This window comes from Halomonas sp. GD1P12 (assembly GCF_025725645.1).
GTDB lineage: Bacteria > Pseudomonadota > Gammaproteobacteria > Pseudomonadales > Halomonadaceae > Vreelandella.
In genome coordinates, this window is the sequence record NZ_CP107007.1 from 1,565,722 (window position 1) to 1,591,578 (window position 25,857).

The following is a 25,857-nucleotide window of genomic DNA, read 5'->3' on the forward strand; positions in this document are numbered from 1 at the left end:
GGCTCAGTTTCCGAACGTTCCGATGCCTGCGATCGCCGCCAGCGAGAGCAGGCTCATGATGGCGGCGTACACCAGATTGTCGTGCATCATCTGATAGCCGCTGACGCCATAGCGCCCCTGCAGCGACAGGTTGATCCCGGAAAGCGGCCCGACACTGGTGCCGACCGCCCAGCCGCTGAGCGCCACGAAGGCGAAGAGCGTCTGCTCCTGAGCGTCCAGGTTCAGGACCGAGGCCAGTATCGAGACGCCGATGATCGGGTGAAGCCCGGCCAGCGCGCTTATCGTAATGGCGGCGAAACTCGCCATCGCCTGAACGATCCCGAAGTGCTCGAAGAGCGTCCAGTCGTCACCCGCCGCCGCGCTGACCAGCGTTGAAAGCCCGATGGTCAAAAGCCCCGCCGCCAAAAACAGTGAAAGCTCGCCGCGCATCGCGGGCAGGCGGTTGAAAACGTGCTGTCGAACCCGTTTGACGGTAAAGGCCGGTCCTTCGTGCAGGTTCGCCACCACCGCTACGGCGGGAACCAGAAAGGTAATGATGCTGACGATCGACAGCAGCGGTGTCAGCACGAAGTGAAACAGCATGACGCCCATGGCCATGCCCAGCGGCATGAACAGGCTTTTCGGCGAAAGCGAAAAGCCATCGACCTCGCGCAAATCGAAGCGCCGATTAAGCTCGAAGGTAGTGATCACCCCGGAGAGCATCGCAATCGGAAAGCCCACCAGCGCAATCTGGCTGTACTCGACCGCCGGTGCCAGAGCGATCACCACGCCCATCGAGGCGAAAAACGGCGACCAGAGTGCCGCACTCGAGAGTCCGCGGTTCAGCGCCAGAAACTGGGGGGCGGTGAGCGGCGCGCGTCGCGCGATCCGGTCGCCCACCATGAAGACCGTGGAGAGGTTTAAAATCGTGCCGAGAAAATGAACCCCCAGCCAGGTGCGCAACACGCCGCCGCTGCCGGTGAGCCGCTTGCCCGCCGCGGGCCGATTGCCCTGGCGCCCCACCAGCGAAATGAAGCTCACCCCGACCAGCATCGCGACGACGAATACGTTGCCTTCGAGCACGTGCGGCCAGTCGATGGGTGCTCCGTACACCAGATGGGCGGTCAGCAGCATCGACGCCCCCATCCCGATCAGTACGCCCGCCTGAAGTCGCGAGCGGCGCGGAATATCGTTCCATAGCAGCACCACCGCCGCCCACAGCAGGTAGCTCACAAGCGGATGTGTATCGGTCCAGGGCGTGAAGCCGGCGATTTGCGCCACTAAACCCGAAAACGCCAGCGTTCCCGCCAGACGCCGCCGCGCGGTGGTTCTGTCCATGAAGACTCCTTTAAAACGTGACTCGCAGGCTAATGAAATCGGCCCGTAAAAACCAGCGCGGTCTGTCGCGTGTTAATCAGTTGGCGCACGCGATAAGCGGCTATCCTTTGATTATCGTTAAAGACTTTGCGTACCATCGAGTGATGGCAACGGCTGGCTGTTGTAACAGCGATTTTTTCAATAACAACGATGGGAGAGTGTCATGGAAACCTTGTCAGAGCATCAGGGCCGCTGTGTTTGCGGCGCCGTTAGCATCACCGCCCGCCCGGAAAGCCTGAACGTCGACGTTTGCCACTGCGCGACGTGCCGCCAGTGGAGCGGGGGGCCGCTGATGGTAGCCAGCTGCGGTACCCGCGTCGATTTCGAAGGGGAAGAGCGGATCTCGACGTTCGCTTCGTCCGAGTGGGCGCAGCGCGGCTTCTGTAGCGGCTGCGGCACGCACCTGTTCTTTCGCCTCAACGCGTCCGGGGAGTATCTGGTGCCGGTGGGGCTTTTGCAGAGCGACGGTGCGTGGCGGCTCAAAAGCCAGGTCTTCATCGACCAGAAGCCGGCGTTCTACTCGTTTTGTGAGCGAACCCACGACCTGACCGGCGAAGAGCTTTTTGCCAAACACGCCTGAGGCAAGCGTGAAGATGCAAGAACTGGCCTCGTTTCAGGATGGTTTTCTACTCGGGGCCGGTAAGCTCTATCAATGAGGACCTTCTTGTGAACACGTTTCGCCCGCGCCGTTTGAGCGCGGCTCAACGAATAGCCGGCGCGATCATTGCGCTGGTAGGGCTGGTCACGCTTTTGCTGGGCCTGCTGATGGGCTACGCGCTTATCGGTGAGCTGAGCGATTCGTTGACGGAAGGGGCACTGAGTCTTGCCATCTTCTTCTCCCTGTTGACCGGGCTCGGCACGATCGCGCTGGCCGCCGGCTGGGGGCTGGCGCGAGGAAAGCGCGAGAGACCCCGCGAAGTGTGGGTCCCCTGGCAGGCGCTGATGCTTGCCGGAGTGCTAATCACGACCGCGATGCTCGCCTTTATGGGCCACGCTCTTTGGCACGGTAGCCCAATGGGAGGAGCCGCGGCTAAAGGGGTCAGCATGCTGATGGGATTGGGGCTTGCGTTTTTGGCGTCCGGTTTTTACCGGCGCAAAAAACGCGGACGTAACCTGTTTCGCTAGCTCGCTGCCTGAAGGGAGCGCGTGGGTTAAACGCTTGAAAGCGGTACGTTCTCCAGATCAACGGAGTATTGGCACTGGCCTTAAGGAAAACGCCCGGGCGATGCACGTCGACCCGGGCGTTTTACGTAGTACTTTTTTGAAAACGATTAGCGAACTACTTCCTTCTCCGGCTGGAAGATCGTGCCCATATCGGTCGAGAAGGGCGCTGCGTACTCATTCTCGATTAACGGGATAGCGGCGACGCGTTCGGCGCGGCGCAGAAGGTTTTTGTAGAGGTAGCGGTTGTACACCGCCCACAAATGAAAGGTCAGGAACGTGACGATGAAGCCTGCCGCCAGCAGCTGCAGCATCGTCGAGCTGTAGAGCTGTTCGATGATGGCATCCTCGACGGTGTAGAACGTATGCAGCCTTGAAAGTACCACCAGCCATAAGCCGAGCGTTGCCAGCGCCATCACGGTATCGCGCGTGCGGTACTGCCAGCATTTTTGGCAAGGGTTATCGATGATCACGGGCATCAGCTTGTTGCTCATTGAAGGGCTCTCCTCTGTCGGGGCTTTGCCAGGTGGCTAGCCGTCCTTTTTGGCGCGTCATCGCTTTGGGGAAGGCGATGATCACGGTGACCAGGTTGAGTATCCAGTACGCGAAGGGGTACCAGATGCTCCAGTAAACGCACTTGAGAATGTCGCGGTCGTAACGGCTGTCGATGTAAAAACTCACCGAAAACTGAATGAAACTGATGAAAATCAAAATGCTGCTGAAATAGGAGAGCACGCTGCCGGTCACCGGCCACTCGTCCGGCGTCAGCGCCTTGCTGACCAGCCACGCAACGATCAGCGCCAGTACCGAGTAGCACCAGACGACGCTGACGATGTACTCGAGCATCAGGATCCAGAAGCGACGGTTCTTCCAGCGCATGGTTTGGGTGAAGTAGCGCAGAAACACTTCGCCACCGCCCTGGGCCCAGCGCAGGCGCTGCTTGAAAAGTCCGCGCAGGGTTTCCGGCATCAGCACCCAGCACATGGCGCGGGGCTCGTAGCGAACCTGGCCACCGTCGAGCTGGAGGCGCCAGCTCACATCGATGTCTTCGGTGATCATGTCGGTGCTCCAGCCACCGATCTTCTCGATCGCCTGACGGCGAAATGCGCAGATGACGCCCGAGATGGTGAACACCATGCCGTAGATGCGCTGGGCGCGTTTGATCAGGCCGATGATCGCCGAGAACTCGCCGGTTTGAATCTTGCCGATCGCCGTCGAGCGGGTTCTCACCCGGGGGTTGCCAGTGACGCCGCTCACGCGAGGGCTTGCGACGAAGTGGCTGACCATGAAGCCGACGGCGTCGTAATCGAGAATCGCATCGCCATCGATGCCCACGATGATGTCGCCGCTGGCGTGGGCCAGGCCGTTGTTCATGGCGCTGGCCTTGCCCTGGTTGGGCTGATCCAGCACTGTCAATTTGGGGTAGCGCGCGGCGAGCACCTGTAGGCGAGCCAGCGTGTCATCGCGACTGCCGTCGTTGATCGCCACGACGTCCATGTTCGGGTAGTTCTGCTTGAACAGGTGCTGCACCGTCTCGTCGACGTTCAGGCCCTCGTTGTAACAGGGCAGCAGCACCGTGACCGCCGGGGCCGACGGGTCGAACTGAAACGGGGTCGTCTTGGGCTGCTTGCGCTCCCAGTGCAGGTAGAAATACACGCCACCGCAGATCCAGATGGTGGCCATGACACTTGGGTAGCCAAGCGTAAAGGTGGCCAGAAGGTCGAGTAGGTTCATGGCAGTTTTCTAAAGCGTTGGCCCTGGGAAAAGTACGGTCTGATCACGTCGATATTGGGATGATTTTCATGGAAATCGTCCGGGTAGTAGCCGATGTGCTTGATACCTTCCTCTCGCAGAATACGGATCCACTCGGCGATCTCTTCACTCGGAATCGGTGTCTGGGTACGCCAGTCCTGAGTTTGAAGTTCGAACACGAGCTGCTGGGCACTGACCCGGGAAAGTGAACGCCGAGCAAGCTCTCTGAGCCAGCCGTTGGGGTCGTCGTCTGCCTCCTCCATGTAAGGCATCGCCATGACCGCCACGTAGTTGTAGGCCTGAGCGAAGCCTTCGGGACTTTGCGAGAACCACTGCTGACTTTCCGGGTTCATGATCGTGGTGGCGTACAGGTTGCGCGAGCTGGTGAACGCCTTGTTGTCCGACTGACGGTAGTAGTTGGCCGAGCGTAAAAGCTCCCGAGTAAAGTCCGCCAGGTACTGCTCCTTGAAGTCGGTCCAGCGCTGTATCTGATTCTCCTGCTGAAGCGCTTCGATATCACCGGGCAGGCCGGCGTTTTCATAGGCGCTGAGTGCCGCCGGGCTTGCGTCCTCGTGATCGGTGAAAAAGGCGTCGTCGTGAAAGAGCACGCCGTCGAACTTGGTCAGACGCCCCAGATCCTGGTAGATCTCGTTGATAATGCGGCGGTTGTCGGCATCGAATGGGGTGAGCCTGCGGTAGTGCTCCGGCGCCTCGCCTCCGGTGCGGTCGTTGAGAACGTAGCGATGGCCGTCACCGAGATCGAAGGAGAGCACCGGCATCCAGGCGTACACCTTCACGCCGGCGCGCTTTTTGAGCTGCCAGGCCACGCGGTTGAACAAATCGGCACGCATCGGCAGGTGGCGGTTGGGGAAATAGAGCTCGTTGGCAACGCCGTCACCCTCCGGGTCGGCGAACGCCTGGAGATAAACCGTGGTGATGCCGTAGCTATAGATACGCTGAATCAGTCGATCCAGATTCTGCTCCTGCTGAACCGGGTCCGGATCAAAAACGTAGTCCAGATCCACGTGTACGATGCGAAGGGACTCTTTCTCCCACACGTTGTTGGCGAGAATCTCGCCCAGGGTCTCCAGGCTGGTCTCCTGATCGATCAGGTAGCGGTGAATGCTCGCAAGCGACTCGCCTGAGCGGTTGGGCGAGCTCAAAAGGCTGAAGGTGTAGCGCATGCCTACTTCGGCGGCCAGATCGATGGTCGCCTGGCTGTAAGCACCGTAGGGCCAGACCATCATGCGCGGCTCGCGCCCCAGGTGCTCTTCGAACTGCTCGCGGGTGCGGGCCATGTCGGCGCGAATGCGCGCGGTATAGGCGGCTTCGCTTTCATAGCCGGTCTGGCGGTTCCAGATCGTGGTAACCGCCGCACCCTGCTCGTTGCCCTGAGGGTTGCCGAGCACACCCTGGTGAAGATCGAAAGTATGCGAGGCGATCTCGACCAGCGGCGACTCGTCGAGCTCGCGGACCTGATCCCAGCTCAAAAAACGGCTGCGGGGTAGGGTGATATTGCCGTAGGGCACCTGGCCGCCGGCAGGCACGTCGAGCCAACTGCCCACCACGGCCTGGACGGCGGGGAAATCATAAAGCTTCAACAGCGGAAAGACGATGTCGTAAAAGCTTGCGTAGCCGTCGTCGAAGGTCAACAGGACCGCCTTGTCCGGCAGCGGTGCGCCGCCGTTACGGGCATCGAGGATCTGCTGAAAACTGACCGGCCGGTAGCCCTCGGCATCGATCAAGTTGAAGTGCTCGACCAGTCGGGCGCGGGTAATGGTCTGGGGGTAGATCGGCAGGTTCGGCGTGACCTGACGGTCGACCACGTCGTGGTAGCTGATGACGACGAAATCGTCAGGGGTGCGTTCGGCGTGCGCCTGAACGCTCAACAAGAGCAACACCAGACCGGTAATGAGCGTGCGCCAGTGCATTACAAGAATCTCCAGATAAAGCCAGCGGTGAAGGTGTTGTCGTACTCGGCAATGCCGTCATACACCGCGCGTTCGCGGGTGATGCCGTATTCGAGACTGAACGTGGGGGCAAGCTCGAAACGGTGGCCGTAGCCGATCGACCAGGTGTTCTCGTCGTCGAACTCTTTTTGCCAGTAGCGTCCAGCGCCGAGCGACAGCGTTTGAATGAAGCTTTGGCGGTAGTCCAGCGGGATTTCGTAGTTCACCGACAGCACGCCCGCCACGTTCGCATCGCGCTCGGGGTTGAAGTAGCTCGCCTCGACCTCGTCATTGGCCGATGCTGCGACCTGGGCCTCGCCGTTCACCTGCCAGCGGTCCAGGTGATAGAGCGTCTCGCGCCAGTAGCCGTAGGCCGAGCGGCGAAGGTTGCCGTCATCGAAATCCATTGCCGACACGCCAAGGGCGCCTGCGCCGCGTTCGTCGCGGTAAAGGGCGATTTCACCGCGATAGCGGTCGGCGCTGACGCCGTCGTTGAGCGCGCGAAGCGGGGTGTCGAGGGTGTTGTGCTCCGCCGCGACGGTGGCCGTCACGTGATCGCTGGCGGCGTATCTGAGTTCGGCCTGAGCGACGAAGTCATTGCCCAGTTGAGCGCCGTGACCCGCCGACAGGACCACCGTTGCCGGGTACAGGTTGAGCTCGTAGCCCGCAACGGTCGTGCCCGCGCGCAGGTCCTGGTCGTCGAACTCGCCGTACTGATTGGTTTGAGTGATGAACGGGCGCGACCCCTGGGCATTACGCGGCCCGTCGAGGCGCACTTGCGAGCGCCACTCTTTCGATGCCTGGGTGCTCACGCCTTCGCCGCTGCTCCGGGTAAACGAAGCGCTCAGCTGCGGGGCACGGGCCTCGCGCCACTCGCGGGCCAGCTCATCGCGGGACGGGCTGGGCCGGGCATCAGTGATCTCGCGGGCGATTGCATCCGTCGTGCCGGCCCACTGGCCGCGCTGAAGCCGCGATAAAAGGACGCCGTGCTCGGCCTGATAGCGCTGATCCGGCGCAAGCATGGGCTCGGCGCTTTGGTAGGTGGCTTCAGCCTTTCGCGGCAAGCCTCGAATACGCTCGAGATCGCCTTGGGTAATCGCCAGGTAAGGGTCGCCAGGCGCCTGGTCCTGATAGGCCGCCAGCCTGTCGCTCGCTTCCCCTATCCGGCCGCGCCAGGCGGTCAGCAGCACATCGAGCAGCAGCACCTTTTGGTAGTTGGCGTTGGGAATTTGCGTCGTGCGGGTAAAGTCCCAGCGGTACTCCGGCTCCTGAGTGAGCCAGCTTTTTAATAGCCGGTCGGCTTCGGCAAAGCGCTGCGCATCGGTGTAGCTAAAGAACAATCCCTCGTTGAGTGGGTCGTCCGGGTTGATCGCCATACCCGGCGAGCGCGCGATGATCCCGCGATAGAGCGTGGCGGACTCATCGGGGTGGCCAAGACCGCCAAGTGCCAGCGCACGGGCGCGGAGCACGTAATCGGGCAGGGTGCCGTGCTGAAGCTCCAGGCGTTTGGAGAGTGCCTCGGCTTCACTAAAGCGTCGAAGCTCGGCAAGCGCGACCACCTTGTCGTACTCGGCCAGCGTTTTGAGCTGATCGGGAAGCTCAGCGTTGGCCAGCACGGTTTCGAGCTGGCTGAGCCCGCTTGCAGTGCGCGAGGGTGTATCGGTATGAATGCCAAGGCGAATATCGGTGACCGCTTCGTAATAGGCCAGCCAAAGCCGGTCGCTGGCACTGAAAACGTCCGGATTCTGATTCATCAGATCGCGTGCCGCGCCGCTGGCGCCCAAACCTACCGCCAAGCGGTAAATCGCCTGCAGTTCGCTTGTGTTGCTCGGATCCCGCTCGATCAGCGCCTGGCGGGCAGCGAGCTCCTGGGTGGCGTTTTGCGTGCGCGAGGCAAGATAGCCGCGCGCCTCCAGCCCCTGCGCCGTCGTGCCCGCGACCTGCTCGTAGTTCTCGAGGTTGATTTGAGCCTGGGTGTAGCGCTCGAGGTCGGTATTGACCAGCGCCTGCCCTAGATACCCCTGGCCATTTTGCGGATCACGCCGCGCCAGCGCCTGATAGAAGGCCAGCGCCTGCTCATGGGCCTGCACGCGCCGCGCCGCGCCGCCAAGGTTTTCGAGTTCGTTGGAGCGGTACTGCTCCAGAGAGCAGCCGGCGCAAACGGCCAGCGCATCGTCGAAGCGTTCGGCGCGCAGTAGAAGCGCGATCAAATCAGCACGCACCCATTCATCGCCGGTCTGTCGATAGAGCGTTTCGAGACCGCTGATCGAGGAGGTCAGGTTGCCCTCCCGCGCGTCTAGAACCAGTGCTTCACGGGTGAGATCCGTGGTGCTTTGACCATGGGCCGCTCCTGCCATCAGGCTTGCGAGCAGGCCAAGAGGCCAAAAGCGGCGAAGAGGGCTTTGCATGGGTGCGTATCCTACACAGGCTAGAGTGGTCACATTTGTGTAAGTAAATGTAACTTTTAGTGTATAGGAGTTTACTTAATGTAAAATCAGGAAGAAAATTGAACGATATAAGTGCCTATTTCGTTTCTAAACAAGGTGTAATTAATGCCTTTTAATGGGTTTTAATTTTATTTTAATCATTAGAATGAAAGCTACTCGTACAGCTTTTCAATAGCTTGCCGTCAGCGCCTCGATCATCTGCCTGGCCGCATTGGAGAGCGTACGGTCGGTATGGACGAGATAGCCAAGCGGGCGCTCAATGGGCGGCGTTTCAACGTTTAGTTCCACAAGTGTGTCGTCGAGCATTTTTTCCGGCAGTACGCTCCAGCCAAGCCCAACGCTGCACATCATTTTAAGCGTTTCGAGGTAGTTGGTCGCCATCCCCACGGACAGCGTAAGACCGACGCCAAGAAAGCGCTTTTCGATCAGCGAGTGAGTGAATGTTTTGAGCCCGGGCATGACACAGGTAAAGGTGCTGAGCCTGTCCAGGGTGAGTGGTGTCTGCTTACGCGCCAGCGGATGATCCGGCGCGCAGACGAAGCAGAGTCTGTCACGCCAGAGTTCGGCCGTTTCGAGCTGTTCGGACGGTGTCGGGGCGAGGGTGACTACGGCGATTTCGAGCGTGCCATCGATGACGCCCTGGTAGGCGAGCTCCGAGTCCTGAAAGCGAAGGTCCAGCGCCACGTTCGGATGGCGCTCGGTGTAGCGCTTCAAGATCGGCGGCAGACGATGAAGCCCGATGTGATGGCTCGTGCCGAGCGTCAGCGTTCCGCCTACCTGACCGGAAAGATTGGCCAGCGCCCGTCGGCTATCTTCGACCGACTGCATGATATGAAGCGCGCGAGGCCGTAGTAGCCGGCCCGCCTCCGTCAGCGAAATGCGCCGCCCGATGCGATCAAAAAGCCGCGCGCCTACCTGGGTCTCGAGCGTGGCGATGCGCTTACTGATGGCCGGCTGGGTAAGATGAAGCTGCTCGGCGGCCCGCGAAAAGCTCTGCGTATCGGCGACGGCAATGAAAGCCTGCAGACTTTGGGTATCCATGGCGTTTTTACTCGGTGGGCTGCTATTCCATTATGGAATCTATTGCATGAATAACATGAATTGCTTTTATGCGCGAGGCGCGTGACACTGACGCTATACATAACGATTGACCCTATAACGCCCGAAGAGGCGGCTTGAAAGAGCACCGGACCGAATCAGCAGGGCACCGCCCGGGAGAGCAGCATGTCAGAGCAACACGCCACGTCAGGTCAAACCCTTTACGACAAACTCTGGAATCAGCATCTGGTCAAGCAGCGCGACGACGGTACCGCGCTCATTTACATCGACCGCCAGTTGCTCCATGAAGTGACCTCGCCCCAAGCCTTCGAGGGTCTGCGCTTGGCCAAGCGCAGGCCCTGGCGCCTCGATGCCAACCTGGCAACGCCGGATCACAACGTGCCGACGACGCAGAAGGAGCGCGCCGCCGGCAACAGTGGCATCGAAGACCCGGTCTCGCTGATCCAGGTACAGACACTCGACGACAACTGCGTCGAGTACGGCATCGAAGAGTTCAAGATCAACGACCCGCGCCAGGGCATCGTGCACGTGGTGGGCCCGGAGCAGGGCGCCACGCTTCCCGGCATGACCGTGGTGTGCGGTGACTCCCATACCGCGACCCACGGCGCCTTCGCCGCGCTCGCCCACGGCATTGGTACCTCGGAAGTCGAGCACGTGCTGGCGACCCAATGCCTGCTGGCGCAAAAAATGAAGAACATGCAGGTGCGGGTGGAAGGCGAGCTTGGCCTTGGCGTGACCGCCAAGGACGTGGTGCTGGCGATCATCGGTGAGATCGGCACCGCCGGCGGCACCGGCTACGCCATCGAGTTCGCCGGCAGCGCCATCGGTTCGCTATCGATGGAAGGGCGCATGACCGTGTGCAACATGGCCATCGAAGCCGGCGCCCGGGTGGGCCTGATCGGCGTCGACGACACCACCATCGACTATCTGGCCAAACGCCCCTTCGCCCCGACCGAGGAGCAGTGGGAGGCCGCGGTGGCCGATTGGCGCGCGCTGGTGTCCGATGACGATGCTCATTTCGACAAGGTCGTGACCCTCAAGGCCGAAGAGATCGAGCCTCAGGTGAGCTGGGGCACGAGCCCCGAAATGGTCACCGGCATCTCCGGCCAGGTGCCGGATCCGCTGGCCGCCTCCGATGACACCGTCAAGCGCAGCCACACCCGGGCGCTGGAGTACATGGGCCTGCAGGCGAACCAGAAGATCACCGATATCAAACTCGACAAGGTGTTCATCGGCTCCTGCACCAACTCGCGCATCGAGGATTTGCGCGAGGCCGCGAAGGTCGCCAAGGGTAAGAAAGTGGCGGACTCCATCAAGCTCGCCATGGTGGTGCCGGGCTCGGGGCTCGTGAAGCGCCAGGCGGAAGCCGAAGGCCTCGACAAAATCTTTACTGACGCGGGCTTCGAGTGGCGCGAGCCGGGCTGTTCGATGTGTCTGGCGATGAACGCCGACAAGCTCGGCGCCGGCGAGCACTGCGCCTCGACCTCGAACCGTAACTTCGAGGGCCGTCAGGGCTACGGCGGGCGCACCCATCTGGTGAGCCCGGCGATGGCCGCCGCCGCCGCGATCGCCGGCCACTTCGTCGACGTGCGCACGCTCCCCGCCAATGATGCCAACCACGCCCAGGAGGCCTAAGCCATGAAAAAGTTCGAACGCATCGAGGGTCTGGTGGCACCGCTGGATCGCGCCAACGTCGACACCGACCTGATTATTCCGAAGCAGTTTCTTAAATCCATCAAGCGCACCGGCTTTGGCGTGAACCTGTTCGACGAGCTTCGTTACCTCGACGAGGGCCAGCCCGGCCAGGACTGCTCCAAGCGCCCGCTCAACGACGGCTTCGTGCTCAATCAGCCGCGCTACCAGGACGCCCAGGTGCTGCTCGCCCGGCGCAACTTCGGCTGCGGCAGCTCCCGCGAACACGCCCCCTGGGCGCTGGAAGACTTCGGTTTTCGCGTGGTCATCGCGCCAAGCTTCGCCGATATCTTCTACAACAACGCCTTCAAGAACGGCATTCTGCTGATCACGCTGCCCGAAGAGCAGGTCGAGCAGCTGTTTCAGGAAGTCGAAGCGATGCAGGGCTACCGGCTCGACGTCGATCTGGAAAATCAGCGCGTGACCACGCCCGGCGGCGACGCCTTCCCCTTCGAGGTAGACGCCTTTCGCAAGCACTGCCTGCTCGAAGGGTTGGATGATATCGGCATTACGCTGCAGGACGAGGACGCCATTCGCGCGTTCGAGGAGAAGCACCGCCAGGCGCGCCCGTGGCTTTTCCGTCAGAGTGCTTGACGTTTACCGACGCTTTTTAAGGAATTCGTATGACCCAGAAAGTATTGCTGCTGCCCGGCGACGGTATCGGCCCGGAAATCGCCGCCCAGGCTGCGCGCCTGTTGAAAGCCTGCCAGGACGCAGGGCTCGATATCGAGGTCGAAGAAGCCCTGGTGGGCGGTAGCGCCTATGACGCTCATGGCGAGCCGCTGCCCGCTGAGACGCTTGAAAAAGCCACATCTGCCGATGCCATCCTGCTCGCCGCCGTCGGCGGTCCGAAGTGGGACAAGATCGAGGATCTCTCCAAACGTCCTGAGAAGGGCCTTTTGGGCCTGCGCAAGAACCTCGGGCTTTTCGGTAACCTGCGCCCGGCGCTTTTGTATCCGCAGCTGGCCAGCGCCTCGAGCCTGAAGCCTGAACTGGTGGCCGGGCTCGATATCATGATCGTGCGCGAGCTTACCGGCGGCATCTACTTTGGCCAGCCCCGCGGCATCGAGGAGCGTGACGGCGAGCGCGTAGGTTTCAACACCTACATCTATTCGGAAAGTGAGATCGAGCGCATTGGCCGGGTCGCCTTCGAAATGGCGCAAAAGCGCGGAAAGAAACTCTGCTCCGTGGACAAGGCCAACGTACTCGAGGTCACCATTCTGTGGCGCGAAGTCATGGAGCGGCTGGCGCCGGAGTACCCGGACGTCGAGCTCTCGCACATGTACGTCGATAACGCCGCCATGCAGCTGGTGCGCGCGCCCAAACAGTTCGACGTGGTGGTCACCGGCAACATGTTCGGCGATATCCTGTCGGATGCCGCCGCCATGCTCACCGGCTCCATCGGCATGCTGCCCTCGGCTTCGCTCAACGAAACTGGCCAGGGCATGTACGAGCCCTGCCACGGCAGCGCCCCGGATATCGCCGGGAAGAACATCGCCAACCCGCTGGCCATGATGCTCTCGGTGGCCATGATGCTGCGTTATTCGCTGAACGAAGCCGGCCTGGCCGAGCGCATCGAAACCGCGGTGGGCAACGTGCTCGACCAGGGTCTTCGCACGGCAGACATCGCAAAGCAAGGCGAAACCAGCGTGTCCACCGTCGAGATGGGTGACGCGGTAATCGAGGCGTTCAACGCGCTGGCCTGATGGTCGCTTCGTTTTCCACGGCGTCGGCCGCTTTGCGCAGCGGCCGACGTCTTTTGTTATAGTGGTGAGACAGGATTCAATTTACGGGAGATCAAAGCATGTTGAAGGTCGGTTTTGTCGGTTGGCGGGGCATGGTGGGTTCGGTACTCATGAACCGTATGCAGGAAGAGGGTGATTTCAACGGCATCGAACCGGTGTTCTTCACCACCTCTCAGGTCGGCCAGCCAGGCCCCGACATCGGTGTCGACGTGCCTGCGCTCAAGGACGCCTTCGATATCGAGGCGCTCAAGGCGCTGGACGTGATCATTACCTGCCAGGGCGGCGACTACACCAAAAAGGTGTACGGCGATCTGCGCAACAGCGGTTGGAACGGCTACTGGATCGACGCCGCCAGCACCCTGCGCATGGAAGACGAAGCGACCATCGTGCTCGACCCGGTCAATCGCCACGTCATCGACGAGCAGCTGGCCAAGGGCGCTAAAACCTTCGTGGGCGGCAACTGTACCGTCAGCCTGATGCTAATGGGGCTAGGCGGGCTTTTCGAGGCCAACATGATCGAGTGGATGACCTCGATGACCTACCAGGCCGCCTCCGGCTCCGGCGCCAAGCACATGCGCGAGCTTTTGAACCAGATGGGCGATCTGCGCGAAAGCGTGGCGTCGGAGCTTGCCGATCCGGCCAGCGCCATTCTGGAGATCGACCGCCAAGTGACCGCCAAAATGCGCGGGGGAGATTTCCCCACTGAGAACTTTACAGCACCCTTGGCCGGTAGCCTGATCCCCTGGATCGACAGCAAGCTCGACAGCGGTCAAAGCCGCGAAGAGTGGAAGGGCTTCGTCGAGACCAACAAGATTCTGGGGCTTGGCGACAACCCGATTCCGATCGACGGACTTTGCGTGCGCATTGGCGCCATGCGCTCGCACAGCCAGGCGTTCACCATCAAGCTCAAGCAGGATGTGCCGCTCGACGAGATCGAGGACCGCATCGCCAAGCATAACGACTGGGTCAAGCTGATTCCCAACGACAAGGAAGCGACCATCGCCGGCCTCACGCCGACCGCCGTGACCGGCACGCTGGACGTGCCGGTAGGGCGGTTGCGTAAGCTCAACATGGGCGGCGAGTATCTCTCCGCCTTTAGCGTTGGCGACCAGCTTCTGTGGGGCGCGGCGGAGCCGCTCAAGCGCATGCTGAAGATTCTGCGCGAGCACTGATCGCGAGCGTCGTCATCGCTTGAAAAAGGGAGGCCCAGGCGGCCTCCCTTTTTATTTGCCCGGCTAAAAAATCGCTAAACTCGCGTAGGAGGGTCGTACTCACTGGGGTATGGTAATAAAGTATGATGGAGTGCCTGCGCGGTGGGCGCTGGGTAATCAATCTCGAGGGGCCTGGATGAAAAAAACGCTCGCCGGGGGCGTCTGGTGCGCTCTTGCAACGCTCAGTCCGGCAACGCTTGCCGTAGAGTTCGGGCCGGCCACGACGCTTTCGCCGCTGCAGGCACCGCTCGATGCCAGGATCAGCCTGCTGGCCGTTGATAACCTGCGCGTCGAGGATATCAGCGCGGCCGTGGCCGAGCCCGCCGCGTTCAGCGCTCTGGGCCTTGCCTGGTCGCCGCTGCTCTCTGACGTCGAGGTCATTCCAGTGCGTCAGAACGGGCGTACGTTCTTACGCTTGAGCGGCGCCCGCGCCGTCGATACGCCCTGGCTCGACGTGCTGATTACGCTGACCACGCCAAGCGGTCGCCAGACGCAGATGGTTACGCTGCTGTTCGACCCGGTGGATTATCTGCCTGGCACGACGGACACTGGGCTTGCCGCCACTCCCGCGCCTGTATCGTCGCCTTCGCAACCGGCACCGGCATCTGCCTTGTCTTCCAACGCGCCGTGGGACGCGCCAACGGCGTCCTCGACAGGCACGTCCTCAACAGGCACGTCCTCGCCAGGCGCATCCCATGCCACGGTCGCCCGCGGCGACACGCTGTGGAACATCGCGCTTCGCACCCGCCCGCCCGGCGTCGACGTTCAGCAGATGGTCATCGCCCTGGCCGATGCCAACCCGGCGGCCTTCGAAAGCGGTGGCATCGACACTCTCAGAGTTGGCCAGCGCCTCGAGATCCCGGGACGAGAGCAGGCGTTGCGCCTTAGCCCGCAGCAGGCGGCGCAGGCCGTCACTGCGCGAAGCGCGGCGATCCAGGCGCCCGGTATCGAGTCCGACCCGCCGCCGGCCTCCAGCTCACAAATGGCGCAAAACGCTCCGCTTGAAGAGCCCGCAGATTCCGCCGAGCGTCTGCCAACCGAGGCGCCTGCACCCAGCGAGCGCTCACCAGCCACGGACGCGCCGCTGATGGCGGAAAGCGCTGGAGAAGAAGAGCGCGAAGAGGTCGCAGGGGACGGTGGCGAGTTGGTCGAGGCGCTTGCGCTGATGAACGATCTGGCCAGTGAGACGCCGAGCCGGGAGGTCACACCGCAAAGTATCGAGGCGGCACTGGCGGTCAGCGGCGAGCCGATCCCCGACGGTCGGGCCTGGGCCAACAGCCCGCTGTCCACCGATGTGCTTGGCCAGGTGCTGGCCTCGCTTTCGCCTTTCGCCACGGTTGAAGCCGCGCCGACGGAAAGCGAGTATCGCGCGATGCTCGACGAGCAGGCGCGCCAGGCCGCCGAGATCGAGTCGCTCACACTTGAGGTGGCCGAGCTGCGCCAGGCGCTCGACGAGGTGCGCGCCCTGGCCTCGACTCCTGCTCAGACGCCAACGACCCAAACGCTATCTGGCGCGGCGGCGCCTGACGCACCGGCGCCCAGCACGGCGGCGCAAAGCAGCGCCCGCGAGGTTTCTCTCGGGCCGCTGGCGCTTTTACGCGAGCACTGGGTCTGGCCGGTAGGGCTTGGGTTGGCGCTATTGCTGGCCGCGATGGTGATCAGTCGCAAACGCCGCGAGCGCCAGTGGGAGCCTGCCCCAGTCGCCGCGCCGTCGCCCGTGAGCCCTGACGCGTCGGCCAGGCCCGCACCCGCCGGCCCCGCCCGGGCCGAGCCCACCGTAAAGCCCGCCGCGCCGGCAAGTGCCGCGCCCGTGGAGCCAACCAAAGCGCCTGCACCGGAGGCCGCCCACCAGCCCGAACCGCCCGCCGCCGTGCCACCCGCCGCCGTCGAGGAACCCGCGCCGACAAACGTGTCGCTCGGCGAGAAAGAGCGCGCCCGCGAGGCACAAGAACCCCCGACCTTTCACGCCATCACCGAGGCGCCCGTGCCGCAGACCCTGGCGCTCGAGCGTCGCGCCTTGAGCGGCCAAGCGCGCGTTCGGCCAGCGCCAAGCGAGTGGGAAGAGGGTGGGGCCTCGATGGCGTCGAGCGTCGGGGAGCCCGCACCCGCCACGGCAGAGGAAGAGGAAGCACTGGCGCTGGCGCCTCAAAAGCCGGCTCGGCCGCCCAACCATACCATCGACTACCGGCCTGAAAGCCTGACGACTACCGATGAAGCGCCGTCTGCCCCGAGTGAGTACCCGCCGCCCGTAGCCGAGACGCCAGCGTCGAGCCCCGAGTGGGAAATCGAGGAGGTAGCATTTAAACCGCGACGTCGGGATAATGGCTGATCCTTTTCCCTGATTTCCAATACGGCGTGGCTGATGACGCTTTTTTACCATTTCGATGAAACCACGCCGCTCGACGGACGGCTGGCGCTCGGTATTGAATACGACGGCACACGCTTTTGCGGCTTTCAACGCTTGAAGCACGCCGCTTCCGTTCAGGCGGCGGTGGAGGAGGCGCTGGCTAAAGTGGCCGGCGCGCCGGTGCAGATCCACGCAAGCGGTCGCACCGACTCCGGCGTCCACGCGACCCGCCAGATCGTTCACTTCGACCCGCCGGCCGCGCGCAGCGAAAAGGCCTGGATCTTCGGCGCCAATACCAACCTCCCCAGGGATGTCGCCATTCGCTGGGTCAAACCGGTCGGCGACGATTTCCACTCTCGCCTGGGGGCGCTGGCACGGCGCTACCGCTACGTCTTCTTGAACCAGCCCAGCCGCCCGGTGCTCGAGCGCCATCAGGTCACCTGGTGTCGCGACCCGCTGGATGCGCCCGCCATGCATCGCGCCGCCCAGGCGCTGGTGGGCGAGCACGACTTTTCGAGCTTTCGCGCGGCGGGGTGCCAATCCAAAACGCCCTGGCGGCAGATGCATTTTTGCGAAGTGAGCCGCCACGGACAGCTGGTGGTAATCGACATTCAGGGCAACGCCTTTTTGCACCACATGATCCGCAATATCGCGGGGGCACTGGCAAGCGTGGGGCGCGGCGCAAAGGATGAAAGCTACATTGCGGCGCTACTGGCGAAGAAAAGCCGCCGGGATGGCGACGTCACCGCGCCGGCCTGCGGGCTTCACTTCGTCGACTCGGTCTTCGACGAGCGCTTCGCGCTTCCCCGCGAGCCGCTGGGGCCCCATCTTCTGGCGTTCACCGGTGAGTGGACCGGTGACCGTACGCTTCCAGACAATCCACGCATCGCCGCTCGCCGCAAGCTTTCTTTCGCCCCCAAAATGGATTCGCCTGCCCGCGAAAATCCTGTTGATGAAAATTCTGCAAGCTAAGCCTTGCCGGGCCAACGGCTTTGCAGGCCCTAAATCCCCGTTATCCGGAGAAGCGCCATGCGCACGCGCATCAAGTTTTGTGGAATGACCCGAGCGGAGGATATCGACGCCGCCGTGGGCCTCGGCGTCGACGCGCTGGGGTTCGTCATGTGGCCGGGCAGCAAGCGCGCCGTTTCCCAAGCGCGTCTGGAGGCGTTGAGTGCCCGAGTGCCGGCCTTCGTCACAAGGGTCGGGCTCTTCGTCGACCAGCCGGTGGAGGTCATTGAGCGGTGTCTACCGACTCTCGATCTGCTGCAGTTCCACGGCAACGAATCAGCGGCGTTTTGCGAGCAGTTCGGGCGGCCCTGGATCAAGGCGCTGCGCATGCGCGACGACGTGGATCTTCAGCGCGCGGCGCGGGAGTACTCGGGCGCCCGGGCGCTGCTGCTCGATGCCTATCGCCCGGGCGTTCCCGGCGGAACCGGGGAAACCTTCGACTGGTCCAGAATTCCCGCAGATCTCGAAAAACCTGTTATCCTCGCCGGTGGATTGACCCCGGCCAACGCCGGTGACGCGGTGGCGCGCGTAGCGCCTTTTGCGCTGGATGTCTCCGGTGGTATCGAGGCCGCCCCGGGCGTCAAGGACCCGGTGGCGATGAGCGGTTTCGTGCGCCAGGTAGCACTCGGCGACGCCGGGGCTTGCTACTGAGTCGAGGCCATCAGGTTCTATTCACTCAATAACCACGTTCATTTACCGTTTGCCTGCTCGGGCGATCTTGTGAGGTACCTCTGTGACTGTTTCAGCGACTGGTGATACCGAAACTGTGAAGACCCGGTTCAGCGATTTGACCAAAATGCCGGACGCGCGCGGCCACTACGGCCCCTACGGTGGTCGCTTCGTGTCGGAAACCCTGAGCTTCGCGCTCGAAGACCTGGAAAAGACCTACGCCAGCCTGCGCGACGACCCGGACTTTCAGGCCGAGTTCGATTTCGATCTGGCCCATTATGTCGGCCGACCCTCGCCGCTTTATCATGCCAAACGCTGGTCCGAGGCGCTCGGCGGCGCGCAGATCTGGCTCAAGCGCGAGGATCTGAACCACACCGGCGCGCACAAGGTGAACAACACCATTGGCCAGGCGCTGTTGGCGAAAAAGACTGGCAAGCCTCGGGTGATCGCCGAAACCGGTGCCGGCCAGCACGGTGTGGCCACCGCCACGGTCGCAGCAAGGCTGGGGCTTGAGTGTGACGTCTACATGGGTGCGACGGACGTCGAGCGCCAGAAGCTCAACGTTTACCGCATGCACCTGCTCGGCGCTCGGGTGATTCCGGTCGAGTCCGGCACGCGCACGCTGAAGGACGCCATGAACGAGGCGCTCAGGGACTGGGTCACCAACGTCGATAACACCTTCTACATCATCGGCACCGTGGCGGGCCCGCACCCGTACCCACAGCTGGTGCGTGACTTCAACGCCGTGACCGGGCGGGAAGCGCGCAGACAGTCGCTCGAGCAGATCGGCCGGCTGCCGGATGCGCTGGTCGCCTGCGTGGGCGGTGGCTCCAACGCCATCGGGCTCTTTTACCCGTTTCTGGAGGATGACGATGTCGCCATGTACGGCGTCGAAGCCGGCGGCGACGGCGTCGAAACCGGCCGCCACGCCGCCCCTTTGGCCTCCAATGCCCCCAGAGGCGTGCTGCACGGCAACCGTACCTATTTGATGTCTGACGAAGCGGGGCAGGTGTCGGACACTCACTCGATCTCTGCCGGGCTCGACTACCCGGGCGTGGGTCCGGAGCATTCGCTCTGGAAGGATGCCGGGCGCGTCAACTACGTGGCTGCCAACGATAAAGAGGTGCTCGAGGCGTTTCGCGAGCTGACCCGCATGGAAGGCATCATGCCGGCGCTGGAGTCCGCCCACGCGCTGGCGCACGCCAAGGTGCTGGCGCCGACCATGCGTGCTGACCAGCACATCGTGGTCAATCTCTCGGGTCGTGGCGACAAGGACATCATGACCGTTGCCGACATTGATGGACTCAAGTTTTAAGGGTGAGCATGAACCGTATCGATCAGCGCTTCGACGAACTCAAACGCCAGGGCCGCAAGGCCTTGATCCCCTACATCACCGCCGGCGACCCGGGCCCGGAGCACACCGTGGGCTTCATGCACGCCCTGGTCGAGGCCGGTGCCGACGTGATCGAGCTGGGCGTGCCGTTTTCCGACCCCATGGCCGACGGCCCGGTGATTCAAAAGGCCTGCGAGCGCGCACTCTCCAAAGGCACCCGGCTGGTGGACCTTCTGGACATGGTCGCCGAGTTTCGCCAGGCCGATAGTGAAACGCCGGTGGTGCTGATGGGCTACCTGAATCCGATCGAACGCATTGGCTATGCCCATTTCGCCGACCGGGCGGCAAGCGTTGGCGTGGACGGTGTACTGGTGGTGGACATGCCGCCAGAAGAGGCCGAGGAGTTCGGGCCGCTATTGAAAGCACGTGATTTGGCGGCAATTTTCCTGGTTGCACCTACCACTTCCAATGCCCGAGCCGCTACAATATGCGCCCACGGTGAAGGGTATCTTTATTACGTGTCGCTCAAGGGCGTCACCGGCGCCGCCACGCTCAACGCTCAGGACGTGGCCGAGCATCTCGCGCCGCTGCGTGAAATGACGAATCTCCCGCTCTGCGTGGGCTTTGGCATTCGCGACGGCGTCACCGCCGCCGAGGTCTCCAAGGTGGCCGATGGCGTCATAGTCGGCAGTGCGCTGGTGAACCGCATTGCCGATAATCTGGAGACGCCGGAGGTGATCGCCGGCGAGCTTAAAAGCGTGCTTGCCGAGATGCGCGCCGCGATGGACGCCTGAGCCTCTTCATCGGCTAAACTGTTTTTATGACGAACTTTGATCGACGACACTCACAGCCTGGCAAGGCCGGGCGTTGACGACTACGGAAGCCTTTTTGATATGAGCTGGTTAGACAAAATCGTACCCTCCATGGGCCGTATCCAGCGTAAGGACCGTCGTGCCAGCGTGCCCGACGGTCTTTGGCGTAAATGCCCCAAGTGTGAAGCGGTTCTCTACCTGCCGGAGCTGGAAAAACATCAAAACGTTTGCCCCAAGTGCGACCACCACTTGAGGCTGACCGCGCGCAAACGCCTTGACTGGTTTTTGGACAAGCAAGGGCGCCAGGAGATCGCTGCCGATCTCGAACCCGTCGACCGGCTCAAGTTCAAGGACTCCAAAAAGTACAAGGACCGCTTGAGCGCCGCTCAGAAGGAGACCGGCGAGAAGGATGCGCTGATCGCCATGCGCGGCGAGCTCGACGGTCTGCCGATCGTCGCCGTCTCGTTTGAATTCACCTTCATGGGCGGCTCGATGGGCGCGATCGTGGGCGAGAAATTCGTCCGCGCGGCGACCGTCGCCCTCGAAGAGGAAATTCCGCTGGTCTGCTTTGGCGCCTCCGGCGGGGCGCGCATGCAGGAGGCGCTGTTCTCCCTGATGCAGATGGCCAAGACCTCCGCGGCGCTTGAAAAGCTCAAGCAGGCGGGCGTGCCTTATGTCTCCGTGCTGACCGACCCGGTCTTCGGCGGCGTGTCGGCGTCGCTTGCGATGCTCGGTGATCTCAACATCGCCGAGCCCAACGCGCTGATCGGCTTTGCCGGCCCGCGGGTCATCGAGCAGACGGTGCGCGAAACGCTTCCGGAAGGGTTCCAGCGCAGCGAGTTTTTGCTCGAGCACGGCACCGTCGACATGATCGTTCATCGCCACGAAATGCGCGAGCGGGTCGGCGGCGTACTGCGCAAGCTCACCCACCAGAGCGCGCGCCCTCTTGATCAGGAGAGCGTCGAGGCAGCGGCCGAGGTCAATGAGCCGGTGGTAGACGAGGAGGCGCTGGCAAGCGAGGTCGAAGCCAAGTCCAAGGCGGCCCCGACCGGCTCTTCAAGCGATGAAGCCAACCGCAATGCCTGACACGTTAGCCGGCTGGCTCGAACACCTGGAAACCCTGCACCCGGTGGGTATCGACATGGGGCTCGAGCGCGTGTCAAACGTGGCCGAGCGCATGGGCCTTTTGGAGCGACCGGTCGCCACGCGCGTAGTCATGGTGGCAGGCACCAACGGCAAGGGCTCGACGCTTGCCATGATGGAGGCCGTCGCCCGCGCTCACGGCTACCGCACCGGCACCTATACCTCGCCGCACCTGGTACGCTACAACGAGCGCGTAACGATCAACGGCCAGCTTGCCGGTGACACCGAGTTGATCGAAGGCTTCGAGCGGGTCGAAAAGGCGCGCACTCAGGAGCCGGCGATCAGCCTGACCTATTTCGAGGCGGGAACGCTCTGTGCGCTGTGGTGTCTTTCTCAGCAGGCGCTGGATCTGGCGTTTCTGGAAGTGGGATTGGGTGGGCGTCTGGACGCGGTCAATATCGTCGAGCCGGACGTGAGTATCGTGACGACTGTCGCCCTCGATCACGCCGATTACCTGGGCACCGACATCGAGCAGATCGGTCGCGAAAAAGCCGGTATTTTCCGGCCGCTGAAGCCCGCCGTGTTAGGCAGCCGGTCTCTGCCGGTGAGCGTCGCCGAGACCGCTATCGAAATGGCCTCGACGCTTCATGCGCTGGGCGTGGCCTTCAAGCACAGCGCTGACGCCAAGGCGAGTAACGATCTGATCACCCGCTGGTGCTGGCACGGCTTGACCGACGAAGGCGACACCGTCTCCCTGGATGCGCTCATCGACCCGGGGCTTCCCATCGACAACGCCGCCACCGCACTCCAGGCGCTTGCACTCGTCGGCGTGAGCTTCGACGCCGCGCTGGTCAACCAGGCGTTTCGCTCGCTGATCGTGGCCGGCAGGATGCAGTGGATCGGGCAGTGGTGCCTGGACGTAGGTCACAACCCTCACGCCGCTCGCTATGTCGCCAGCCGTTTGCCAACGCTCGACGAAGGCGCTCGCCAGTGGGCGCTGATCGGTATGCTCAAGGACAAGGACGCCGATGGCGTGCTGGAGGCCCTGATGCCTTGCATCAGCGACTGGGTCTGCGTAAGCCTTAACGGTGAGCGCGGGCGGCCCGCCGAGGATCTTGCCGAGCGCATTAGAGCGAAGGGCGGCGTGGTTCACGCTTTGGCCGATTCTCCTACACAGGGCGTCGACATCATTGGGGCCGAGCTCGACGGCCGTGATCGCGTACTCGCCATGGGGTCGTTCAAAACCGTTGCCGCGCTTTTGGAGTACCCGCTGCCGCAGGCCTGACACAGCCACCGCGCTACATCTGGCGCTCGAGCCGACCCCACGCTGTAAGGAGAGGGATATGAAATACGGTAAAGCGGAACGCATTAGCGGAATCGTGATACTCCTGGCGCTGCTGGCGATTTTTGTGCCGTGGCTGATGGGCGACCCGGCTCCTCGCGAGGAGCGTCCTCAGCCCACGTTCGTCATTGAACAGCCCGAAAGCGTGGCGCGTCGTGACGTTCCCGCGCCCCAGGCACCGGCGAGCGTCGAGGCGCTGACCGACGGTGAATCGGCCCAGGGTGGCGATGGTCAGGAGGCTATTGATGCCGTGCCGGCCGACCCCCGGGCACCCCTCACCGATCGCGTCGCCGCCGCCCAGAGTGGCTCCAACGCCTCGCAGCCGACAGAAGAGGCGCCGGCCCAGTCGGACCCGATCGCCGAGATCGTGGCGGCCAACACGGCAACGTCGAGCACGTCATCGAGTGCGAGCCAATCCGCCTCGGCACCCGCGACTGCCGCGCAGGGTGAGTGGGCGGTTCAAGTTGGCAGCTTCGGCGATATCTCCAACGCCCAGCGCCTCTCGGAGCAGCTTTCGAACCAGGGGTTCAGCGCTTTTCGCCGCGCGCGGGACAACAACCTCACCTCGGTCTACGTCGGCCCCTATGCCACCTCGGAAGAGGGTGAGTCGGCGATGGCGCTGATCAAACAGCGGGCCAACGTTCAGGGGCTGCTGGTGCGGGTTAGAGATTGACGATGGCGCTCACCTGGCTCGATGCGCTGTTTCTGGCCGTGATGGCACTGTCCATGATGGTGGGGTTTTTGCGTGGCTTCGTTCGTGAAGCGCTGGGGCTGAGCGCCTGGGTCGTGGCGCTAATGGTGGCCCGGGTGCTCGCCGACCCGGTCGCCGAGCTCTTGAGCGGCATGATCGACAGCTACGATGCGCGCCTGGTGTTGGCCTTTGCGCTGGTGATCTTTGCGGTGATTCTGCTTTGCGGCATCGTGATTCGACTGGTGCACGCAGCGATCGTGTGGGTCGGCATGGGGCTTTTGAACCGCTTCGCCGGCGCCGCCTTTGGCTTGGCCCGGGGCGTAGTGGTGCTGTTGATCGCCACGGTCCTGATCACCTTGACGCCGTTTTCGGATTTACAGGCCTGGCAGCAGGCGAGCCTACGCCCCCCCTTCATCGAACTAAGAGACTGGGCCGTCAGCCAGCTTAATCAATGGGAGCGCGAGCTTCCCCGAGCGCCCGAATCGCTTCGCGATATCAGCCTGCCCGAGCTTCGCTCGTTTGGGCCGTCGGACGACTCCTCGAGTGCGCCTTTGCCCTCCTCGAACGTGCGTTGACGCGGCGGGGAAATAGCGATGGCGGACAAGTAACATTCAGGTTTGAACACGCTCGAGCTTGCCTTGGGGTAAGCCGCAGCACAAAGAGAGGTAACACGAATGTGCGGTATTGTGGGCCTTCTGGCCGGGCAAGCGGTGAATCAGGGCATTTACGATGCGCTGACCGTACTTCAGCACCGAGGGCAGGACGCCGCGGGCATGATGACGTGGAGCGAGGGACGCTTTCTACTGCGCAAGAGCAATGGCCTGGTGCGCGATGTCTTCCACACCCGCCACATGGCGCGCTTGAAAGGTCATCTGGGGATCGGTCACGTGCGCTACCCAACGGCGGGCTCCTCGAGCGAAGCCGAATCCCAGCCGTTTTACGTCAACTCGCCCTACGGCATTGCGCTGGCGCACAACGGTAACCTGACCAACTCCGAGCAGTTGAAGCAGGAGCTTTTTTCGACCGATCTTCGCCACATCAATACGAGCTCCGATTCGGAAGTGCTGCTCAACGTGTTCGCCCACGAGCTCGGAAAGCAAGGCCTGCATTTGACCGCCGAGGACATCTTCGATGCGGTGCGCCGGGTGCATCGTCGCTGCAAGGGCGGCTATGCGGCGGTAGCGATCATCAACGGCTTCGGCATGGTCGCATTTCGCGATCCGCACGGCATTCGCCCGGTGGTGTTCGGTACCCGTCAGGAGGGCGATACCCAGGAGGTCATGATCGCGTCGGAATCCGTGGCGCTGGACGTCGGTGGCTTCGAGCTCGAGCGCGACCTGGGCCCGGGCGAGGCGATCTTCGTCGACATGCAGGGCAACTACCACACCCAGGTGTGCGCGGACCGCCCCGAGCTTTACTCCTGCATTTTCGAGCACGTTTATCTCGCGCGCCCGGACTCGCTGCTCGACGGCGCCTATGTGTACGGCACGCGCATGCAGATGGGCCGCAAGCTTGGCGATCGTATCCTCAACGAGTGGCCGGATCACGATATCGATGTGGTCATCCCGATTCCCGATACCTCGCGCACCTCGGCGCTGGAGATGGCACAGCACCTGGGCGTGACCTATCGCGAAGGGTTCATGAAGAACCGCTACATTGGGCGGACCTTCATCATGCCGGGCCAAACCCAGCGCAAAAAATCAGTGCGTCAAAAGCTCAACGCGATCGACGTCGAGTTTCGCGGCAAGAACGTGCTGCTCGTGGACGATTCCATCGTGCGCGGCACGACCTGCAAGCAGATCATCCAGATGGCTCGCGACGCCGGCGCGCGCAACGTCTACTTCGCCTCCGCCGCGCCGCCGGTTCGCTACCCGAACGTCTACGGCATCGACATGCCGGTCGCCTCGGAGCTGATCGCTCATGGGCGCACGGAAGCGGAAGTGGGCGAGCTGATCGGCGCCGACCGCATTTTCTATCAGGACCTTGACGACCTGAAAGAGGCGTGCCGCGAAGTGAACCCCGACATGAAGGAGTTCGACTGCTCGGTCTTCGACGGACATTACGTGACCGGCGATATCGACGAGGCGTACCTGGCCGTGCTGGAAGCCAACCGCAACGATGCCGCCAAGGATCAAAGCGCCGGCGATCACGCGCTGGTCGACATGCACAACCAGGACGACGATCTGGACGACTGACACGC

General features: G+C 62.7%; 22 protein-coding genes. 16 read left to right on the forward strand and 6 right to left on the reverse strand.

The genetic code is table 11. The annotated features are described in order from the left end of the window. Nucleotides 1-3 precede the first annotated feature (3 nt). Nucleotides 4-1,317 carry a hypothetical protein gene (locus OCT39_RS07330; RefSeq protein WP_263587008.1) on the reverse strand — a complete coding sequence of 438 codons (1,314 nt, stop codon included), beginning with the start codon at nt 1,315-1,317 and terminating at the stop codon, nt 4-6. Nucleotides 1,318-1,519: 202 nt separating this feature from the next. Here OCT39_RS07330 and OCT39_RS07335 point away from each other — a divergent pair, with 202 nt between their 5' ends. Both OCT39_RS07335 and OCT39_RS07340 read left to right on the forward strand, forming a co-directional pair. After that, nucleotides 1,520-1,936, forward strand: a complete 417-nt coding sequence (locus OCT39_RS07335; RefSeq protein WP_263587009.1) for a GFA family protein — start codon at nt 1,520-1,522, stop codon at nt 1,934-1,936. An 86-nt stretch (nt 1,937-2,022) separates the two neighbouring features. Continuing rightward, the gene (locus tag OCT39_RS07340; RefSeq protein ID WP_263587010.1) at nt 2,023-2,481 is read left to right on the forward strand and encodes a hypothetical protein; all 459 of its coding nucleotides are present in this window, start codon (nt 2,023-2,025) and stop codon (nt 2,479-2,481) included. 146 nt (nt 2,482-2,627) lie between these two features. Here OCT39_RS07340 and OCT39_RS07345 read toward each other — a convergent pair whose 3' ends face one another. From OCT39_RS07345 to OCT39_RS07365, 5 genes are all read right to left on the reverse strand, one after another. Beyond that, nucleotides 2,628-3,011, reverse strand: coding sequence for a PgaD family protein (locus OCT39_RS07345; RefSeq protein ID WP_263587011.1), 384 nt, complete (start codon nt 3,009-3,011; stop codon nt 2,628-2,630). After that, nucleotides 2,977-4,251: a poly-beta-1,6-N-acetyl-D-glucosamine synthase gene (gene pgaC / locus OCT39_RS07350; protein WP_263587012.1), complete on the reverse strand. Its 1,275-nt coding sequence runs from the start codon at nt 4,249-4,251 to the stop codon at nt 2,977-2,979. Before pgaC ends, OCT39_RS07345 begins: the two co-directional genes overlap by 35 nt. Further along, nucleotides 4,248-6,200 carry a poly-beta-1,6-N-acetyl-D-glucosamine N-deacetylase PgaB gene (gene pgaB / locus OCT39_RS07355; RefSeq protein ID WP_263587013.1) on the reverse strand — a complete coding sequence of 651 codons (1,953 nt, stop codon included), beginning with the start codon at nt 6,198-6,200 and terminating at the stop codon, nt 4,248-4,250. The genes pgaC and pgaB overlap by 4 nt, the downstream gene beginning before the upstream one ends. Beyond that, nucleotides 6,200-8,626 carry a poly-beta-1,6 N-acetyl-D-glucosamine export porin PgaA gene (gene pgaA / locus OCT39_RS07360; protein WP_263587014.1) on the reverse strand — a complete coding sequence of 809 codons (2,427 nt, stop codon included), beginning with the start codon at nt 8,624-8,626 and terminating at the stop codon, nt 6,200-6,202. The genes pgaB and pgaA overlap by 1 nt, the downstream gene beginning before the upstream one ends. 207 nt (nt 8,627-8,833) lie before the next feature. After that, on the reverse strand, nt 8,834-9,706 hold the full coding sequence (locus tag OCT39_RS07365; protein WP_263587015.1) for a LysR family transcriptional regulator: 873 nt from the start codon (nt 9,704-9,706) through the stop codon (nt 8,834-8,836). 183 nt (nt 9,707-9,889) lie between these two features. Here OCT39_RS07365 and leuC point away from each other — a divergent pair, with 183 nt between their 5' ends. The 14 genes from leuC to purF all read left to right on the forward strand — a co-directional run bounded on the left by leuC (nt 9,890) and on the right by purF (nt 25,852). Next, on the forward strand, nt 9,890-11,359 hold the full coding sequence (leuC, locus tag OCT39_RS07370; RefSeq protein ID WP_263587016.1) for a 3-isopropylmalate dehydratase large subunit: 1,470 nt from the start codon (nt 9,890-9,892) through the stop codon (nt 11,357-11,359). Nucleotides 11,360-11,362: 3 nt separating this feature from the next. Next, nucleotides 11,363-12,010: a 3-isopropylmalate dehydratase small subunit gene (leuD, locus tag OCT39_RS07375; RefSeq protein WP_263587017.1), complete on the forward strand. Its 648-nt coding sequence runs from the start codon at nt 11,363-11,365 to the stop codon at nt 12,008-12,010. A gap of 29 nt (nt 12,011-12,039) precedes the next feature. Then, nucleotides 12,040-13,122 (forward strand): 3-isopropylmalate dehydrogenase, encoded by a 1,083-nt coding sequence (gene leuB, locus OCT39_RS07380; RefSeq protein ID WP_263587018.1) that lies wholly within the window; start codon nt 12,040-12,042, stop codon nt 13,120-13,122. A gap of 98 nt (nt 13,123-13,220) precedes the next feature. Next, nucleotides 13,221-14,333, forward strand: coding sequence for an aspartate-semialdehyde dehydrogenase (gene asd / locus OCT39_RS07385; RefSeq protein WP_263587019.1), 1,113 nt, complete (start codon nt 13,221-13,223; stop codon nt 14,331-14,333). Nucleotides 14,334-14,508: 175 nt separating this feature from the next. After that, complete coding sequence (locus tag OCT39_RS07390) at nt 14,509-16,701, forward strand: FimV/HubP family polar landmark protein (protein WP_263587020.1); 2,193 nt, start codon at nt 14,509-14,511, stop codon at nt 16,699-16,701. A gap of 33 nt (nt 16,702-16,734) precedes the next feature. Further along, nucleotides 16,735-17,691, forward strand: a complete 957-nt coding sequence (truA, locus tag OCT39_RS07395) for a tRNA pseudouridine(38-40) synthase TruA (RefSeq protein WP_263587021.1) — start codon at nt 16,735-16,737, stop codon at nt 17,689-17,691. 57 nt (nt 17,692-17,748) lie between these two features. After that, nucleotides 17,749-18,378: a phosphoribosylanthranilate isomerase gene (locus tag OCT39_RS07400; protein WP_263587022.1), complete on the forward strand. Its 630-nt coding sequence runs from the start codon at nt 17,749-17,751 to the stop codon at nt 18,376-18,378. 145 nt (nt 18,379-18,523) lie between these two features. Further along, the gene (gene trpB, locus OCT39_RS07405) at nt 18,524-19,711 is read left to right on the forward strand and encodes a tryptophan synthase subunit beta (protein ID WP_263587302.1); all 1,188 of its coding nucleotides are present in this window, start codon (nt 18,524-18,526) and stop codon (nt 19,709-19,711) included. 8 nt (nt 19,712-19,719) lie between these two features. Then, complete coding sequence (gene trpA / locus OCT39_RS07410; RefSeq protein WP_263587023.1) at nt 19,720-20,523, forward strand: tryptophan synthase subunit alpha; 804 nt, start codon at nt 19,720-19,722, stop codon at nt 20,521-20,523. A 99-nt stretch (nt 20,524-20,622) separates the two neighbouring features. After that, the gene (gene accD, locus OCT39_RS07415) at nt 20,623-21,627 is read left to right on the forward strand and encodes an acetyl-CoA carboxylase, carboxyltransferase subunit beta (RefSeq protein WP_263587024.1); all 1,005 of its coding nucleotides are present in this window, start codon (nt 20,623-20,625) and stop codon (nt 21,625-21,627) included. Continuing rightward, the gene (folC, locus tag OCT39_RS07420) at nt 21,620-22,909 is read left to right on the forward strand and encodes a bifunctional tetrahydrofolate synthase/dihydrofolate synthase (protein ID WP_263587025.1); all 1,290 of its coding nucleotides are present in this window, start codon (nt 21,620-21,622) and stop codon (nt 22,907-22,909) included. Before accD ends, folC begins: the two co-directional genes overlap by 8 nt. A 58-nt stretch (nt 22,910-22,967) precedes the next feature. Beyond that, nucleotides 22,968-23,639: an SPOR domain-containing protein gene (locus OCT39_RS07425; RefSeq protein WP_263587026.1), complete on the forward strand. Its 672-nt coding sequence runs from the start codon at nt 22,968-22,970 to the stop codon at nt 23,637-23,639. A 2-nt stretch (nt 23,640-23,641) separates the two neighbouring features. Continuing rightward, nucleotides 23,642-24,232 carry a CvpA family protein gene (locus tag OCT39_RS07430; protein ID WP_263587027.1) on the forward strand — a complete coding sequence of 197 codons (591 nt, stop codon included), beginning with the start codon at nt 23,642-23,644 and terminating at the stop codon, nt 24,230-24,232. A 99-nt stretch (nt 24,233-24,331) separates the two neighbouring features. Further along, nucleotides 24,332-25,852 carry an amidophosphoribosyltransferase gene (gene purF / locus OCT39_RS07435; RefSeq protein ID WP_263587028.1) on the forward strand — a complete coding sequence of 507 codons (1,521 nt, stop codon included), beginning with the start codon at nt 24,332-24,334 and terminating at the stop codon, nt 25,850-25,852. Nucleotides 25,853-25,857: the final 5 nt, after the last annotated feature.